A 17,197-nucleotide genomic window follows, 5' to 3' on the forward strand; every position below is an offset into this window, starting at 1 on the left:
GCCCCGCCATACGCTCGGTCCATGCCCCGCCGTCAGCTTCACATGACCGGCGCAGCCGACACCCCGCTGCGGGCGGCCCTGCACGCGCTGCGCACCGAACTCGGACTTCCCGACGGCTTCCCGGCCGATGTGCTCGCCGAAGCGGCCGACGCGGCGCGCGACCCGGTGGTCTCCGGGCACGAGGACGCCACGGATCTGCCGTTCCTCACCATCGACCCGCCCACCTCCACGGACCTCGACCAGGCCATGTACCTGGAACGCCGGCCCCACGGCTACCGCGTGCACTACGCCATCGCCGACGTCGCCGCGTTCGTCCGCCCCGGCGGCGCGCTCGACACCGAGGCCCACCACCGGGTGACCACGCTCTACTTTCCCGACGGCAAGGTGCCGCTCCACCCCGAATCGCTCTCCGAGGGCGCCGCCAGCCTGCTGCCCGGCGAGACCCGCCCCGCCGTGCTCTGGGAGATCGACCTCGACGCCGAGGGCCGCACCGGGACCACCCGGGTACGCCGGGCCCTCGTACGCAGCCGCGCCAAGCTCGACTACGCGGGCGTGCAGCGGCAGATCGACGCCGGCACCGCCGAGGAGTCGCTCGCCCTCCTCAAGGACATCGGCACGCTGCGCGAGGAGCAGGAGATCGCCCGCGGCGGCATCTCCCTCGACGTGCCCGAACAGGAAATCGTCGAGCGCGACGGGACGTACGGCCTCGACTACCGCGCCCCGCTCCCCGCCGACGGCTGGAACGCCCAGATCTCCCTGCTCACCGGCATGGCAGCGGCCCGCCTGATGCAGGAATCCGGCACCGGCATCCTGCGCACCCTCCCGGTCGCCCCCGACGGCGCGGTGGCCCGGCTGCGCCGCTCGGCCGAGGCCCTGCACATCGACTGGCCGCACCACGTCCCGTACGCGCAGGTCGTCCGCTCGCTCGACCCGAGGAAGACGAACCACGCCGCCTTCCTCCAGGACTGCACCACGCTGCTGCGCGGCGCCGGCTACACCGTCTTCGACCGCGGCGAACTGCCCACCCCGGCCGTACACGCCGCCGTCGCCGACCTCTACACCCACTGCACCGCGCCGCTGCGCCGGCTCGTCGACCGGTACGCGTCCGAACTCTGCGTCGCGGCCGCCGCCGACCGTGAACCGCCCGAGTGGGTCCTGACCGCACTCCCCGCCCTGCCCAAGGAGATGGCGGACGGGACCCGGCGTGCCAACACGGTGGAGCGCGAGTGCGTCGACCTCGTGGAAGCGGCGCTGCTCAAGGACCGGGTCGGTACGGTCTTCGACGCGTACGTGGTGGACGTGAAGGAACAGGAGCCGACCACCGGCACCATCCACATCGACGACCCCGCGATCGTCGCCCGCATCGAGGGCGGCACCGCCGGACTCCCGCTGGGGGAGCGGCTGAGGGTGCGGCTCACCCAGGCAGATCCGGGATCGTCGAAGGTGCTGTTCGCGCCCGCGTGAGCGCGGCCACGACGGCGCGCGGATCATCGGCGTGGAACCGGACCGCGACCGCCGTCCCGCGACGGCCGAGCGGTCGTACGAAACCCAGCGGCGCGGTCAGCTCGACCGTCACGGTCGTCTGGCCGCCGACCGCGAGATCGAGCACCCCGTCCGGGTCCAGCTGCACCAACCGCCCCTGGGGGAAACGCCGTTCGACCCGCGCAGCGGAGATCGCGGCAGCCGGCACCCGCAGATCGAACAGCGCCCCGTAGCGAACGCGCAGCGAACCGTCCGGTCCCACGACATGCGGGCGGGCCACACAGGCGGCGTGCAGGGCGAGCACCAGCAGCACCCCGTACACGTCCAGTACGAGCAGAGTCCGGTGCACCACGGGCCAGGGGATCAGCAGCGCCAGCATCACCGTCTCCACCACCGAGACGAAGACCAGGCCGTACATCATCGCCGTCTGCGGCCCCGTGTACGGGACGGGCAGCGCGCCCTCCGGCACGCCGTGGCGCCGCCTCAGCACCCACAACCCCAGGCTGTGCAGGGCCCGCAGCTCATGCGCGACGAGCCGCCGCACCGGCACGGGCACCACGGTCCGCAGCGCCCCGGCCGCCGCCGCCCGCCGTCCCGCGCCCGCCCTCCTTCCGGCCCGCCACAACCGCCCCAGGACGACGGCCTCCAGAGCGACGCCCAGCAGAACCGCCGCCTCCGCACCGGCCCACACCGCTCCGGGTATCCGTACCCCGGCCACCAGGCACACTCCCACCGCGAGTTCGGCGGGCAGCACGGCCAGGGCGACGAGCCGCGCACCCCTCACTCCTCCCGTCACCGGGTCCTCCCCTTCATCCGTTCCGCCAGTGCGACCATCACCCGGCGCACCACCTCGGCCTGCGCGGGCGGGTAGTCCGCCAGCAGAGCCGCCCCGAACCCCGTCACGGCCGGTCCGTCGTCAGGGACCGCGGCCAGCACCTCGTCCGGCACCAGGGCGGCCATCCGGGCCGCCAGCGGCGCCACACGCGGATCGTCCACGGGCGCCGTGTCGAGCGTGTCCAGCTCCTCGTACAGGGCGAGCACCGCCGGATCACCGGCCAGCTTCCGCAGCACGGCGTAGACCTCGCTGCCACCGCCACCCGCCGTGTCCAGCAGCGCCAGATGCTCCCGGTCCCTGGCGGCGGCGGGGGAGTCGGTGACGGGCCCGGCGGCCAGCAGCTCGGCCAGGGCCGGCGACACGGGCTCGACCCCCGTCAACGGCCCCTCCATCAACCGCGCCAGGCGCAGCCGCCGCTCCCCGATCTCCCGCTCCTGCCGCGCCAGATCGGTGTCCAGCTCGCGCAGTACGTCCCCGAGCGGCCGCCCGGCGTCACCGGCGAGGACCGCCCGCACCTCGTCCAGCCCGAGCCCCAGCTCGGTGAGCCGCCGGATCCGGGCGAGCAGCACGGCGTCGCGCACGTTGTAGGAGCGGTAGCCGTTGGCCCGGCGGGCGGGTTCGGCCAGCAGGCCGATCTGGTGGTAGTGCCGCACGGCCCTGGGAGTGAGCCCGACCAGCGCGGCGATCTCTCCGATGCGCATGGGGCCAGTAGAAACCCTGACGCTGCGGCAAGGTCAAGGCGCCGGGCCCCTGTGCACCGGCGCACCCGCGCCATCTCGTACGATCGCGCCTTCGGCCCCGCACCCGAGCCTGCAGGAAGAGGAGGTCCGTCATCACCGGTCCCGCGGCCCCGCCTGCCACCGAACGCGCCCGCCAGATCCTCGCCGCGGCGCGCACCCTGCTGGAGCGGGAGGGCCCGGACGCTCTCACGATGCGCCGCCTCGCCGGAAGCGTGGGCCTCACGGCGCCCTCGCTCTACAAACACTTCCCGGACAAGTCCTCGGTGGTGCGCGCCCTGGCCGACGCGATGCTCCGGGAGACCGCCGACGTCCTTGAAGCGGCCGAGACCGCGGCCCCCGGCTCCTTCTCCGCCCTGGCCACCGCCTACCGCACCCACGCCCTGGCCCACCCCCACCTCTACCGCCTCACCACCGGCCACCCCCTCCCGCAGGATCTGGAGGAGCGCGCCGCGGCCCCCCTCCTGCGCGCCCTGGCCGGCGACGAGGGCCGCGCCAGGGCGGCCTGGGCCTTCGCCCACGGGATGGTCGTGATGGAGCTCAACGGCCGCTTCCTCACGGACACCGACATCGCGGGGGCCTGGGAGGCGGGGATCGCGGCCTTCGCCTCGGTCCGCCTCTGACAACGGCGTGCGGTCCTGTGCCACGATCGGGGGAAACACTCCCATCTCACGGACGGCGGATTCCCCGATGTCCCACTCTGGCGAGCGACCGAGGAAGGGGCGTGACATGTCTGCTATGCCGCACGAACCGCTCTCGCAGGCGGAGGTCCTGCTGGAGGGCTTCCTGGCGCTGGACACGCCGGAGGGCTTCCGGGCCGAGCTGATCGAGGGGGAGATTGTCGTGACGCCGCCGCCGGACGGGGATCATGAGGACTACATCAGCGTGATCATGAAGCAGGTGATCAGGCATGCCCGGACCGATATGGATTTCTCCGGGAACAAGGGGCTGAAGCTGCGCAGTGGCGGGGGGTGTCCCAAGAACCATGTCATCCCCGATGGCACCTTCGCCCCCACCGAACTGCGCCTGTACCGCGGCGCGGATCCCTGGATGCCGTGCGAGGGCGTGGCCCTGGTCGTCGAGGTCACGTCGTCCAAGCCGACCGCCGACCGCACGGGCAAGCGGCACTGCTATGCCCGGGGGCCCGTCCCCCTCTACCTTCTGGTGGACCGTGAGCAGTCCTCGGTGACGTTGTTCAGCGATCCGCAGGGGGACGACTACCGCCAGCACTGCACGATTCCGTTCGGCAAGTCGATCCGCCTCCCGGCGCCCTTCGCGCTCGATATGGAGACCGAGGCGTTCATCTGAGCCGTCCGCTCGCCCTGTCGGGCCCGCCCCGCCCGGCCGGGTAGCATGGGCCCCACGGCAGACGAGTCGGGCGGACGGCCGCGTGAGGATCTTCGGACCCTCCCGAGGAACGTCCGGGCTCCACAGGGCAGGGTGATGGCTAACGGCCACCCGGGGTGACCCGCGGGACAGTGCCACAGAGAACAGACCGCCTGGGACTCCGGTCCCCGGTAAGGGTGAAACGGTGGTGTAAGAGACCACCAGCGTCCGAGGCGACTCGGACGGCTAGGTAAACCCCACCCGGAGCAAGGTCAAAAGGAGCCGTCGCAAGACGGCTCTGCGCGAACGTTCGAGGGCGGCCCGCCCGAGTTCGCGGGTAGACCGCACGAGACCGGCAGCAATGCCGGTCCTAGATGGATGGCCGTCTCCCCGGCCGCCGCGAGGCGACCGGGCGACAGAACCCGGCGTACAGCCCGACTCGTCTGCCGCCACCAGCGGCTTTGCCTGGGAAAGGGCCTCCGACCTGCGTCGGAGGCCCTTTCCGGCCTTTCGGTGGCTTACTGCGTTAGGCAGCAAATAGTCCCTTGGAAGTCCCTCAGACAGGGCTGAAAGTCCCTGAAAAGTCCCTCATGGTGATCTTGATTGGGATGTGCTGGGAGCCTGACGATTGGCCTCGTGGGGGACCCGCGTCCTCGGTGAACGGCGCAACTTCCGCTGTGCGACGCGGTTTGGATCTCCAGATGGATGGTCTGGGGGAATCGGTGGGCTCGGTGCGTGTGGCACGCTGTGAAGGTGATCAGAGAACCCGCCGAGACCGCCATCGGTGAAGACGGAACCGTCGAGCTCCCCATGGGCATCATCGTCGAGGCTGGCCTGTCCGTCGGGGAGCGGCTGGTGGCCTACAGCGACGGGGACGGCAGGATCGTCCTGCGTCGAGCAGAGGACGCCATCGACGACCTGCTGAACGGTCGCATTCTCTGATCACCCCGCCGTGCCAGCCTCCCGGCGTGCCTCGGCGACGGTCTCGCTCACGAGTCGTGCCGCCTCCTGAGCAGGCACGTGCTCCCAGATCCGAAGCACCTTCCATCCGGATTGTTCCAGGAGGCGGGTCGTCTCCAGGTCCCGAGCCCTATTCCTATCGAACTTCTCCACCCAGAAATCGCGGTTCGTCGCAGGTATGCTCCGGTGCTCGGGACATCCGTGCCAATAGCAACCGTCGACGAAAACCGCCACCTTCACCTTCGTGAACACCACATCCGCTGTACGCCGGAGGGAAGGTAGCGGTCGAGTCGACACCCGGAACCGGAGCCCTGAGCGGTGCAGGAGGGAACGGAGCCGCAATTCGGGCTTGGTGTCCCTCGGCTTGTTCGCCCGCATCGACTTTCGTGAACCAGGCGATGACGCCCACGATCCCGCCGGGATCGTCGTTTCCGCGAGCAACCCTGCGACGTGCGCCAGTTTCCATCCCTCACGCAGGTTCGCCGCGCGAGTGGGGCGATCGACCTCGCCCAGGGGAATGCTGATTGCCCTGCCGTCGACGGACCACCGCAGTACGGCGGCCACCCGTGTGCCACGGGCGGTCCGGCGCAACACGATGCTCGCGGGCCGCAGGTCGCCTCCGCCGACGTCCACCAACCGGTGGTCAGCGCCTCCGGCGCTGCAGACCTGTTCACGGGCCCGCTGCGTTCTGTCGAGCCCGGCACGCGCACGCCAGGAGCGGTCGGGCACCGTTTTCTCCGGCACTCGACGTGCGCTCTTTCCCGCCATTGGTCTCACCGGTTCGTCGCAAAATTGACTTCCGAACCGACGATACGACTCCCTTGCCCGGGATGCGGTAGCGCGTCGACTTGCACCTCTATGGCCGAAAAGGGGGGCCGGCGCGACAGGCCGTCGACGTAGTAGTGTGCATTTGTGGTCTGTGTTGTCCAGGATGCCCATGGCCGGCTAGAGTGCCTCCATGGCCGCCGACACCAACTCTCTGACCAGCGGATTCAGCTCGCCCGACGATGACATCGCCTCGTCCGGTCGCTTCCGTATGATCGATCTCTTCGCGGGATGTGGTGGGCTAACCAAGGGGTTCGTGGACGCCCGGTGCGACGGTCGAGCGGTGTACGAGTCGATCGCCGCAGTCGAGATCGACCGTGCGGCGGCCGCAACCTACGCGGCCAACTTTGGTTCGCACGTCTACCAGGGCGACATCACGGCTTGGGTGCGACGGGAGGGTGGCATCCCCCGTGCAGACATCGTGCTCGGTGGCCCTCCGTGCCAGGGGTTTTCGCGCCTCGGTAACCAGGACCCGTCGGATGAGCGAAATCAGCTTTGGCGTCAATACCTTGCCGTCGTCCACGACGTCCGGCCGAAGGTTTTCGTGATGGAGAACGTCGACGCCTTCCGACGGTCCCCCGAGTTCCAACTCTTGATGGACGAGGCTACCCGCCCCGGAGGGCTCCTCAAGGACTACATCATTCGCCACGAGCTCATTAGCGCCGACGAGCACGGTGTTCCGCAACGTCGCAGGCGGACCATTCTCGTCGGAGCCCGCAGGGATCTCGTGGCTCCCGGGTCGGGTGAACGGCTCGAGAAGTTGTCCGAGTACGAACTCCGAGATCTCCTGCTCCCCACCCCCGCCAAAGGCGACCCGGTCACGGTGTGGCAGACGATCTCGAACCTAGTCCTGAAGAAGCTAGACCCTCAACTTCCTGCACGCGAATCACTGATCAACGGAACCTCCATTCAGGGTCCGTTTTGCATGGACGAGCTTCACCTTCGCCGCAACGGCATCACGGATCGCTCACTGGAGCGCTATTCCCACATCCCGGAAGGCGGGAATCGCTTCAATATCCCATTCCATCTCCTCTCCGATTGCTGGAAGAAGCACAAGACGGGATCCGCGGACGTCATGGGCCGTGTGTTCAGGGACAAGCCGTCGGTGACCATCCGTACCGAGTTCTTTAAGCCCGAGAAGGGTCGCTATCTCCACCCATGGCTCCACCGACCCATCACACACTTGGAAGCGGCTCTCCTTCAAAGCTTCCCGATGGACTTCAAATGGTGCGGAAGCCGGAACGAGATCGCGCGACAGATCGGCAACGCCGTCCCCGTCGGCCTGGCGCGTGTCATCGCCGAACATCTTGCGCCGTTGCTCCTTGCACAGTCGGTGGAGCGTCCGACGCCGCCAGCCGAGTGCCCCCGCCAGTCCGAGGGGCGCGTTCTGGTGGAGGTCTGATCTCCGTCCACAGCTGAACGTGACCGATGCGGGGTATCGGCCAGCATGGCTGAACGGGACGCACGCAACGCTGTATCAGCCCGCCGCAGGTGGTGGACAAAGCATCCCCCTCTAGAGGCCGGTGCGTGATCCAGAAGTGCATCGGACCGATCCCAACCTTCCTGTACGGTCGTGTCGTCGTCGCCCGGTTGGAGCGTCTGCTCCGACCGAGGCGAGGTGTGGTGGGGAAGGGGACCCGTGGACGAGTTCGACGCGCAGTACGATGCTTTCCGTAAATTGATCAAGAGCCAGACGCCGGAGCAGGCACTGGGAACGATCAAGCTTTTCGGTATGAGTGACGACCTTGCCAAACGGATCGCCGAGCGCCACCAACGGGAGACCATCGAGATCCGGGACAAGCGTCAGCCAGGATCGGTGGTCCGCAACAACCGTGAGACTTGGTACGTGGGCCCCCAGGAGGGCGACCGTTGCTGGCCAGCCCTACACGACCTTCTGAAACGAGAACCGTCTTGGGACGATGAAGGTCTTCGGGCTCTGGACGCTGCGTCCACCAAGGTCGTCTCGATGCTCGATCACCCCATGGAGAAGGAGTTCTCCACCCGTGGGCTGGTGGTGGGATATGTGCAGTCGGGCAAGACCACCAACTTCACGGCTCTGATCGCCAAGGCCGCAGACGCCGGGTACAAGTTCTTCATCGTCTTCGCGGGAATCCACAACGGCCTCCGTCGGCAGACTCAGCTCCGGCTGGAACGTCAACTCGTCGATCCGGTCATCGACCAATGGCATCCCCTCACCGGCGCCGAAGGCGATTTCGAACCGCCCGCGGGCAACCCGGCCGCGTTCTTCACCTACAAGAGCCAGCAGCACGTCCTTTGTGTGGTGAAGAAGAACGTACCGCGACTCACGAAGTTGAAGGACTGGCTCGGGAAGGCACCCGACTACCTGAGGAACTGCCCGACGCTCATCATCGACGACGAGGCTGACCAGGCCAGCATCGCATCCAAGCGGACGAACCCTTTGATCCGCGAGATCATCGACCTCTTCCCACGCGGCGGGTACATCGGTTACACCGCAACCCCGTTCGCGAACCTGCTCATCGATCCGACGGCTAAGGACCTTTATCCCGAGGACTTCGTTGTTAACCTGCCCAAGCCACGAGGGCATTTCGGGACTGAGGTTCTCTTCGGCCGCGAACCGCTCGACGGCGAGGACCCTCAAGACGTGCCGGACGGATACGACATGATCCGTATCGTGCCGGAAGAGGAGATTCCGCTCGTCAAGCCCGGTCGTGACGAGATTGAGGGCTTCTCGCCGGAGATCGACGGAACGCTTCGAAACGCCGTTCACTATTTCTGGCTGGCCACCGCCGCGCGCAGGATACGCGGACGAGGAGTCCCTCACTCGACGATGCTCGTCCACACCAGTGTCAGCACCCTGGTCCACGAGAGTTTCAAGCAGCCGCTCGAGCGTTTCCGTTCCACGGCTTCGGAGTTGCTCCAGGCCGGAGACCTCTCTCTGCGCGACGAACTTCGCGAGTTGTGGGACGAGGAGACCACTCGGGTGCCAGGGGCGGAACCCGATTTCGGCGAGGCGAAGGTGCCCTTCGAGTGTCTTCTTCCGGAGCTGGCCGGCGTCGTCGACGATTGCCGGATCATCCTGGACAACTCGAAGAGCCTCGAGCGTCTCGACTACGAAACTGGTCCGGTCGTGGCCATCGCGGTCGGGGGCAACACCCTCTCGCGCGGTCTGACCCTCGAGGGCCTCGCGGTCAGCTACTTCGTTCGCGGTGCCTCGACCTACGACACGCTGCTTCAGATGGGCCGTTGGTTCGGGTTCCGTGACGGCTACGCTGACTTGCCGCGCATCTGGATGACCGAAGAGCTGCGTGAGTGGTTCCGTCACATCGCCACGGTCGAGTCGGAGATGCGCCGGGACATCGAGCTCTACATGGTCGAGGACAAGACCCCGTTGTCTTTCGCAGTCCGTCTCCGTAACCATCCTGCACTCCGTATCACCGCCGCGGCGAAGATGCGCAACGCAGTCAAGGCCAGTGCCTCTTACGGGGGGCAACGTGTCCAGACCAGCTATTTCCGCACCGACGACTCCGAGTGGCTGCGCGGCAATCAGGCCGCGGCTGGCAAGCTCGTCGACAGGGCTCTCAACATCGCCGGCGCCCGGCACGAAGACAGATCCGAAGCGGGCCGGCACGTGTTGCGCGACGTTCCGTACGACATGGTCCTGGGCTTCCTCGAGGACTATCGTTTCCACGGGAAATCGATGGACTGCGACGCAGGGCTGCTTCGCAGCTACGTCGAGCGGCGGGTCAGATCCCATGGCGGCGGAGCCCTGAAGCGGTGGAACATTGCAGTCATCGGTAATCCGCTCAGTGGATCTCCCGAAACCAGGTACGAGTTCGCCCCGGGAATCGCTGTAGATCGCGTATTCCGCGCGAAGCTCCCGAGTAGTCCCGACGCCGCCAACATCAAGACGCTCATGAGCCGCAGGGACGCGGGAGTCGACCTCGACCTGAGCTCGCTAGATGAGGTTACCGAGGATGCTCTCAAGCGAGCTCGTCGGATCCAATGCCCGGAGACCGCCCTCCTGACCCTTTATCCGATCGACAGCGTCTCACCCACCAAGCGTCCCCGCCGTGAGTCTCTGGACGCGGTCGATCACGTCATCGGTGTCGGACTCGTCTTCCCGCTGCCCAGGGGAGAAGACAGCGAGGTCGAGTGGTACAGCGCGGATCTCTCGAACGTGGTTCTCGAAGAGGACGAGTTCGGCATGCTGGACAGTGACGAGCTTGAGATGCTGCTCGAGGACGACGCCCGATGACGACGGCCGACCTTCGTGTGGTGCTGGAGGAACACTGGAGCCGGCTTGGGGCCGAGCCAGTGTCCGTCGGGCACACGCTGAGGACCTCCGCTCTGCCGGTGGGTACCGTCCACGGACCAATCCTGGTGGCGGTCGACCGCGCGGGTCTGCGGCATCTCCTGGTGCCGCTCAAGGTGCGACAGCGTGTATCCGTCGGCTTGGTCAGTGCGTCCCTCCGGATAACGGAGCGTCCGCTCCAGGACGAGGACGCGTACGGACGTTTCGCCGACATCGAGTGCATGAGCCGTGAGCTCGACGATGTCTTCACCGGGCTCTGCCGGGACGTCCTGGTGGCGGTCGAGGCTGACGGCGACCGCCCGTACCGGACCGCTCGCGCGGTGGTCGAACGCTGGAAGCTGCTGTTCAGCAGCGGTCCTCGTTCTCTGACGCGTGAGCAGATGGTGGGGCTGTTCGGTGAGCTCCGCGTCTTGGTGCGCTTGCTGGAAGGTGACTCCGGAGCTGTGCGTCACTGGGCCGGGCCCGCTGGCGAGCGACACGATTTCACCGACGGCGTGCATGCGGTAGAGGTGAAGAGTACGGTCACGAACTCGGAGCGCCGCGTCTTCGTCGTTCACGGGCTGGACCAGTTGGAAGCGCCGGAGGGAGGGGACCTCCTGCTCGCCTGGCAGCGCTTCGAACCGCATCCCGGAGGTAGCACGCTCGATGAGCTCGTCGACCGTGCGGCAGACCTGTGCGACGACCAGGCCGAACTGCTCTCCAAGCTCGGCTCCGTCGGATATCGCCCATCCGACGAGGCCGGTCAGGATGGACTGAGGCTGTCCCTCGCCGAGGACCGCTGGTATCGCGTCGAGGAAGACTTCCCTCGGCTCACCACGGTCACGATGCACGCTGGAACAGTTCCGGCCGGGGTCCTCGACGTTCGGTACACGGTTGACTTGGCCGGAGCTCGTACGAGTCCTGTCGACGAGACGACGGTCGGCGACTTGCTCAGACGTGTGGGGGAGACGACGTGACCACGTCGCCACGGTGGTTGTCCGAGTTGTACGGGCCAGGGGGTGGTGGAGCGGCGGAAGGCATGCTCAGGCACCTGGACGCCACCGAGATGGACCCCGTGTCACTGCTGGTCCGTGAGTCGGCTCAGAACAGCTGGGATGCCCGGTCCGGAGACGGGCCGGTCGAGTATCGGATCGGATTGCGCACACTCGGCCCGAGCGAGGCGCCGGCGTGGCGTGAACTCCTGTCAGAGAACGCACCCTCCGTTGAGCACCTGCGACTGCGTTCGTCACTCGCTCGCCCTGTGGTCCGAGTCCTGACGGTGACGGACACGGGCACCAAGGGACTCGGCGGACCGACTCGCGCAGACGTCGTATCCGACGGTGACTCGGACTTCGTCTCCTTCGTTCGTAAGACTGGCAGCTCTCAGGACCTGAGCAGCCGCGGCGGAACCTACGGCTACGGCAAGGCGGTCTTCCACCTGGTCTCGAGGCCGCACACCGTTCTGGTCCATACTCGCTGCCGGATCGGACACCGGTTCGAGACACGCCTTATAGGCTGGGCCGTTCACGAGAGTTACAGCACGGACACTGTCGATGGCCCCAAGACCTTCACGGGTCGACACTACTGGGGGCGCGTGCAGAACGGCTACGTCGAACCTCTGGTGGGAGACGAAGCCGACGAGGTCGCACGGAAGCTGGGGCTCAAGGCATTCCCGGCGGACGGCACCGGTACCACCGTCGCAATCGTCGACCCGGACTTTGGGGAGCGGGACGACAGCGAAGCTATGCAGTGGATCGTCGACGCCATGGTCTGGAACCTCTGGCCCAAGATGCTGCCCGAAGGCGGAAACGCCCCCATGCGGTTCACCGTGACCCGCGACGGCGTCGAGGTCCCCGTTCCCGGCCCGTCGGATGTACCGCATCTTCGGCCCTTCCTGTGGGCACACGGGGAGATGAACCGTGTCGTCGAGCACAAGAGGTTGGGGCGGTCCCTCGGGCGCATGGGCGTACGCAAGTTCATCGCACCGCCCGGCCCTCCGCCGAAGGCCGCCCAGGAGGCGGGTGTAGGAGACCGGCTACACCACACCTGCCTCATGCGTCCGGTGGACCTCGTGGTGCGGTACCTCGCGGGCCCACCCTTCTACGAGGAGCACGGCGGATACGCGGCGGTTTTTCGGGCGGACCCCGGGATGGACCGGGTCTTCGCCGCGACCGAGCCTGCCAGCCACGACAACTGGATGGTCGACAGACTGCAGGGTGAGGACCGCCTGCTGGCAAAGCACGCTCTTAGGAAGATCGCCGACGCGATGAAGGAAGCCTCGGGGCCGGCTGCGGTGGTCAACAACGCCGGTGAGGGCGTCTCTCTGGCCGGCATGAGCAAGCTCATGGCCGGACTCATGGCCGGCGCCCCAGGCCAAGGCGGTTCGGCCGTTTTCACCACAGAGGCTGAAGCCGGATCTGTCAGTTCCGCCGGTGCGGACCGGCAGTGGCCGGATGCAGCACGTCAATCCGGTGGCGAGGCATCAGGGGCTGCTGAGCCGAGCGGGACAGGGCGACAAGGGAAACGCGGAGCCCGGTTGCGCTATCTGGACGACCCTTTCCACGACGCCCTGGACGGGAAGGCGGTCCTCGTCCAGCGCTTCGAGCTCCTCGATATAGGCGACCAGGCGGTCCGAGCCCGATTGGCCGTGGCCCTGAGCGGCGCCCTGGGTAGAGAGGGCGAACCGCCCAAGGGGGCGTCCGTCCCTACGGTGCTGGGGTGGCGGTCCGAGACGGGAGAGGTTCTCACCGTCCCCGAGCTTCACGTTGCCGGAGGGGACGGCAGAATCTGGTCTCTCGTGGTCCGCCCGGCTCCCGACACCGTCACCGAGATCGCCGTGACCTCCGAACGGAAGGACGGGTCGGGGTGAATCGCCGCGCCTACCCCTATAGACGGCCTCATCCAGACGCCGTCACCACCGATGGGTGGCTCCTCAAGCAGGCCGACGGCGAGGGCGTCCCACTCCCGCCCTCGGTGGTGGACTGGGACTACCAGCGGGACCTGGACTTCGAATGCACGGTGGACGTCGATCTCGACAAGGTCCGGGAGACGGCGGCGCTGCCGTCCGAAGCTGAACTCGCTCTCACGGTCGTCTGGAGCTCCTCCGGTTCCGGACTGCGCCTACTCGCAGTCAACCGGCAACTCCAAGGCGTCGGTACCCTATCGGTACATCTGGCCTTCACCGTTCTCGGCAGGGAGGGCGGCGGTGTGTTGTCGATCGACACCCAACTCGTTCTGCGAAAGCACTTGGACAACCCCGACCCGACCGGACCCCACCGAGCCGGCTCCATCCTCTGGCAGCGCGCAGCCCGGATTCGTCTGCAGGGCGACGCCTCGCAGTTCCCGATGGCCGTCGTGGATTTCAAAAGCGCGGGGTATCCCGAGGACGCCCCCTGGTACCTGGACATCGGATCGAATCTCGAAGCGGCGACCATGGGCGCCGTGCTTCTGCTCGTCAACAGCAGGACCCCTCTCGTCCTGGACGCCATGCGCAAGGCAGAGAAGGCGACACACGCGGAGAGGCTGATCCACTCGGCGCTCCGACAAGACGTGGTGCGTCTCATGATTGAGCATGCCATCGGCAACGAAGACTTGGACGATCAATCGAAATTCGAAGCGGACACCCTCGGTCACACACTCCTCGGCGTTGTCGGCAGTCACCTTCCCGACATGACCTTGGCCGCCCTCCGAAACTTGCGGCGTAGCGACCCCTCCCTGCTCGCAGCCCGAGTACAAAGCGCCGTCGGGCTCTTTGCCAAGGAGGCGTGATGGTCTTCCTTTTCCCTCGCCTCCTCCCCAGTGCGGCCAAGACTCTGCGAGAGGCATACCTCGGCAAGTCAGCGGAGGAGCTGAGAAGCAGTGCAGACCTCTCCCACACCGCGATGTTCTACGCAGCGACAGGCGGTGTCCGGTTGCCCGTAGGGCGGCTGAGGGACATACGCGCCGAGATTCTTCGAGCAGCTGAGGAGCGAGGGTTTCCCGCCTCGCACAACCGTAAGCAGGCTGCCACCTTCGACATCACGGTTGCCGAGATGCTTCACAGAGATTCCGGGATTATCCCGGCGGAGGCCGTCGCGGGTGATCTGTGGGCGTTTCTCTCCTTGGTGCTGATGCCGGACGTCGCCGCTTGGCGATACTCCGATCTGCACCGTGACCGTGTCCTGGGTAGCGATGTCACCCGACACGTCTTCGGTCGGCTCTGGTGGCGTGCCCACCTCGTCCACGACAGTGAGGCCGAAGAGGGAGACCTCTACGCCGCTTTGCACATCCTCGGCGAATCGGCCTTCGATCAGATCTATGCCCGCCGCACGTCCATCGGCGGCAGCCCTTCACTGGTCCGCGGCATTCTCAGAGTCTGGGAGGGGATCGAGGTGCCTCGAGACGAGGTGAGGGAGCGCGATCTTCTCCGGGATCTCCTGATGAGGGTGTTGAGGCTTCAAGCCTTCGTCTCGTTCGATTCGTTGACAGCTGATGACCTGGACGAGGAACTCGGGAGGCTTGCCGACGAGTCGCTTCGAGTGCTGACCGGTCGTGTCTGACGGCGGCGCTCTCGCCCTCTGGGCGGTGTTCGCCGCGCTCGCGGCTGACGCAGGCCATCGGCGAGGGCGAACAACAAATATTAGGTAGCAGTGAGAGAGGTGCGACGCGTGGGCAGGACGATGCGGATCGGAGAGGTCCTTCGCTACACCAGTGAGAAGGACTCCAGGGTGCCTGTCATCGACGGGTGCCCGAACTTTCACTTCGTGACGGACAGCCCAGGCCACCTGCGAGCCCTCTTGGAAGCCGGGATCAATGGTATGCGCAGGGTGCGGACCGACGACGGCGAACGCCGGCCCGCCCTCCTCATCCGGTCCAGTCCCTGGAAGGCTGGCAGCGTGCAGACCCCCTGGCACGATGTGTTCGATCTAGAGAACGGCCACGTCCGCTACTTCGGGGACCACAAGGTGGGGTCGCTGGGCTCGCCGAACGGGAGCAAAGGGAACTCGGCGCTCCTCGACGCCTTCGAAGGTCACCAGGCGCCTACGGCCGAAGGTCGGGCCAAGGCGGTGCCGCTCCTCCTCTTTCGTTCCGTGACGAAGAACGGCAAGCCCAAGGGCCACGTCGAGTTTTGCGGCGTGGGTATCGTCGAGCGCGCCGAGCGGATCGTGCAGTGGGCCGGCCGCGAGCGCACCACCTTCACCAACTACGCGTACGACATCGCCGTGATAAGCCTCACGGCGGAGGACGAGCGGCTGGACTGGGATTGGATCACCGCCCGCCGTGACGGCGTGAGAGACGCCGAGGTTCTCTCCGCCGCACCGGTGGCATGGCGGGAGTGGGTCGAGCACGGCCATGGTGCGCTTCCTCGAGTGCGGCGGCGGGTGGCCCGCTCGAAGGTCGAGAAAGTCCGAGAGCAGCGCCCCGCGCCCGGCAGCACCGACGAGCGAGACCTTCACCTCGTGTACGAGCACTTCGACGGTCGCAAGCACGACTTCGAAGCCCTTGCCTCGGCAGTGGCCGCCCGCATCCTCCGGCAGGGCGGTCACGCCTACCGCGAAGGATGGCTCACCCGCCTCTCGGGTGACGGTGGAGCCGACTTCGTCGGGAGACTCGACCTTGGGACAGGTCTGTCGGGTACGAGTCTGGTCGTGTTGGGACAGGCAAAGTGCATCCTGCCGGCGAGTAACGTCACGGCGGAACAAATCGCCCGTGTGGTCGCGCGACTGCGCCGCGGTTGGATCGGCGTCTACGTCACGACCGGCTCCTATTCGGAGGCGGCCCAGTTGGAGATGGTCGAGGACCAATACCCGATCCTCCTCGTCAACGGGCGGGACCTAGTCCGCGAGATCCGCGCCATGGCGCGTGACGACCATGGGGGAGACCTCATCGCCTGCGTCGAGCACCTTGTCGACCACCGTGCGCTCCCCGTAGCCCACAGGCGACCTGAGGAGATTCTCCTCTTGTGAGTCGCAGGGCGGCTCTATGCGGGCGGCGGTGCCAGCCCTACGCTGGTGCTGCATCAAGGTGTCGTTGAGGGCGGTGGCACCTGTACGTAGCTGTCGACTTGCTGGTTGAGGGGCGGCGGTGGGAAGTACTCGAATCCTCCAGACAACGGTAGATCCTTTCGGTAGGGGCCTTTGATACCCAACAGCGGTGCGTCAATCGACTCGTCCATCCCCGAGGGTGCCAGTTTTTGGGTGCCGGATTCGCAAGACCTAAAAGAACGCGATTCGATAGGTTTCTTCGACGGGGTATGGCTACTCGGATCCGTTACACCAGACGAAGCCATGATGATGGTGCAGCACGAGTCCGAGCTCGTTCGCATGGCAGACAGTTTCGCTAACGACCATGACGAATTCGAGCAGATTCTCGATGCGTTCGAGTACTCCGACGTTGAGTCGATTCCAGTGAGACTCAAGGGTGTGCCGGAAGCTGGTGAACTGTTTGGGTGGGCGGACTCGGCGGGTTCAGTAGACCTCGGCGGGCTTGAGGCGGGGGTTTCCGGATTGTCGTACGCTCTTGCTGCAGCAGGATGTATTCCTGCCGCAAGCTGCAGATGGCACCCGGGACCACATTCCTGGGCCCCCTACCCCGTCGTCTATGTATCCGCGGATCGCCCCTCCGTTGCTCGGCTGCAACGCCACGTCAAGGCTGCTGGCTGTGGATTCGAGCTGGACGGGAATCGCCCCGAACTATTGGTATTGGCAGGCCCGTCCGTCGCGCACACTATGGAACTGGCAAGGCGGCTACTTGAAGCCTGACGCTTCGCCTCTAGGTGCT

The 17,197-nt window shown here is 66.7% G+C and carries 15 protein-coding genes and 1 other RNA gene; 13 read left to right on the forward strand and 3 right to left on the reverse strand.

What is annotated here, in order from left to right; all coding sequences use genetic code 11:
* Positions 1-42 precede the first annotated feature (42 nt).
* Positions 43-1,464, forward strand: a complete 1,422-nt coding sequence (locus tag OG959_RS27670; protein WP_442805757.1) for an RNB domain-containing ribonuclease — start codon at positions 43-45, stop codon at positions 1,462-1,464.
* Here the strand turns inward: OG959_RS27670 and OG959_RS27675 are convergent.
* Both OG959_RS27675 and OG959_RS27680 read right to left on the reverse strand, forming a co-directional pair.
* The gene (locus OG959_RS27675) at positions 1,415-2,278 is read right to left on the reverse strand and encodes a hypothetical protein (protein WP_326662771.1); all 864 of its coding nucleotides are present in this window, start codon (positions 2,276-2,278) and stop codon (positions 1,415-1,417) included. The two genes, OG959_RS27670 and OG959_RS27675, sit on opposite strands and share 50 nt — an antisense overlap.
* Positions 2,275-3,018 carry a MerR family transcriptional regulator gene (locus OG959_RS27680; protein WP_326662772.1) on the reverse strand — a complete coding sequence of 248 codons (744 nt, stop codon included), beginning with the start codon at positions 3,016-3,018 and terminating at the stop codon, positions 2,275-2,277. The genes OG959_RS27675 and OG959_RS27680 overlap by 4 nt, the downstream gene beginning before the upstream one ends.
* Positions 3,019-3,149: 131 nt before the next feature.
* On the opposite strand from OG959_RS27680, the gene OG959_RS27685 reads away from it, so the two are divergent.
* The 4 genes from OG959_RS27685 to OG959_RS27700 all read left to right on the forward strand — a co-directional run bounded on the left by OG959_RS27685 (position 3,150) and on the right by OG959_RS27700 (position 5,322).
* The gene (locus tag OG959_RS27685) at positions 3,150-3,677 is read left to right on the forward strand and encodes a TetR/AcrR family transcriptional regulator (RefSeq protein WP_326666642.1); all 528 of its coding nucleotides are present in this window, start codon (positions 3,150-3,152) and stop codon (positions 3,675-3,677) included.
* Positions 3,678-3,792: 115 nt separating this feature from the next.
* A complete protein-coding gene (locus OG959_RS27690; RefSeq protein ID WP_326666644.1) occupies positions 3,793-4,362 on the forward strand; it encodes a Uma2 family endonuclease in 570 nt (189 codons plus the stop codon).
* Between the two features lie 62 nt (positions 4,363-4,424).
* Positions 4,425-4,826, forward strand: an RNA gene (gene rnpB / locus OG959_RS27695) — RNase P RNA component class A.
* A 307-nt stretch (positions 4,827-5,133) separates the two neighbouring features.
* Entirely contained in the window at positions 5,134-5,322 is a 189-nt protein-coding gene (locus OG959_RS27700) for a hypothetical protein (protein ID WP_326662773.1), read from the forward strand.
* Here the strand turns inward: OG959_RS27700 and OG959_RS27705 are convergent, their stop codons facing one another.
* Complete coding sequence (locus tag OG959_RS27705) at positions 5,323-6,279, reverse strand: very short patch repair endonuclease (RefSeq protein WP_326662775.1); 957 nt, start codon at positions 6,277-6,279, stop codon at positions 5,323-5,325.
* 19 nt (positions 6,280-6,298) lie between these two features.
* On the opposite strand from OG959_RS27705, the gene OG959_RS27710 reads away from it, so the two are divergent.
* The 8 genes from OG959_RS27710 to OG959_RS27745 all read left to right on the forward strand — a co-directional run bounded on the left by OG959_RS27710 (position 6,299) and on the right by OG959_RS27745 (position 17,178).
* Positions 6,299-7,567 carry a DNA cytosine methyltransferase gene (locus OG959_RS27710; protein ID WP_326662777.1) on the forward strand — a complete coding sequence of 423 codons (1,269 nt, stop codon included), beginning with the start codon at positions 6,299-6,301 and terminating at the stop codon, positions 7,565-7,567.
* Positions 7,568-7,804: 237 nt separating this feature from the next.
* Positions 7,805-10,402 (forward strand): Z1 domain-containing protein, encoded by a 2,598-nt coding sequence (locus OG959_RS27715; protein WP_326662778.1) that lies wholly within the window; start codon positions 7,805-7,807, stop codon positions 10,400-10,402.
* Positions 10,399-11,415: a PD-(D/E)XK motif protein gene (locus OG959_RS27720; protein ID WP_326662780.1), complete on the forward strand. Its 1,017-nt coding sequence runs from the start codon at positions 10,399-10,401 to the stop codon at positions 11,413-11,415. Before OG959_RS27715 ends, OG959_RS27720 begins: the two co-directional genes overlap by 4 nt.
* Positions 11,416-11,477: 62 nt before the next feature.
* Positions 11,478-13,307, forward strand: a complete 1,830-nt coding sequence (locus OG959_RS27725; protein WP_326662782.1) for a hypothetical protein — start codon at positions 11,478-11,480, stop codon at positions 13,305-13,307.
* Positions 13,304-14,206, forward strand: coding sequence for a hypothetical protein (locus tag OG959_RS27730; RefSeq protein ID WP_326662784.1), 903 nt, complete (start codon positions 13,304-13,306; stop codon positions 14,204-14,206). The genes OG959_RS27725 and OG959_RS27730 overlap by 4 nt, the downstream gene beginning before the upstream one ends.
* Positions 14,206-14,976 carry a DUF6339 family protein gene (locus OG959_RS27735; RefSeq protein ID WP_326662786.1) on the forward strand — a complete coding sequence of 257 codons (771 nt, stop codon included), beginning with the start codon at positions 14,206-14,208 and terminating at the stop codon, positions 14,974-14,976. Before OG959_RS27730 ends, OG959_RS27735 begins: the two co-directional genes overlap by 1 nt.
* A 108-nt stretch (positions 14,977-15,084) precedes the next feature.
* Positions 15,085-16,383 (forward strand): restriction endonuclease, encoded by a 1,299-nt coding sequence (locus OG959_RS27740; protein WP_326662788.1) that lies wholly within the window; start codon positions 15,085-15,087, stop codon positions 16,381-16,383.
* A 231-nt stretch (positions 16,384-16,614) separates the two neighbouring features.
* Positions 16,615-17,178: a hypothetical protein gene (locus OG959_RS27745; protein WP_326662790.1), complete on the forward strand. Its 564-nt coding sequence runs from the start codon at positions 16,615-16,617 to the stop codon at positions 17,176-17,178.
* Positions 17,179-17,197 lie beyond the last annotated feature (19 nt).

It is taken from the genome of Streptomyces sp. NBC_00385 (assembly GCF_035917155.1).
GTDB classification, from domain to species: Bacteria; Actinomycetota; Actinomycetes; order Streptomycetales; family Streptomycetaceae; genus Streptomyces; species Streptomyces poriferorum.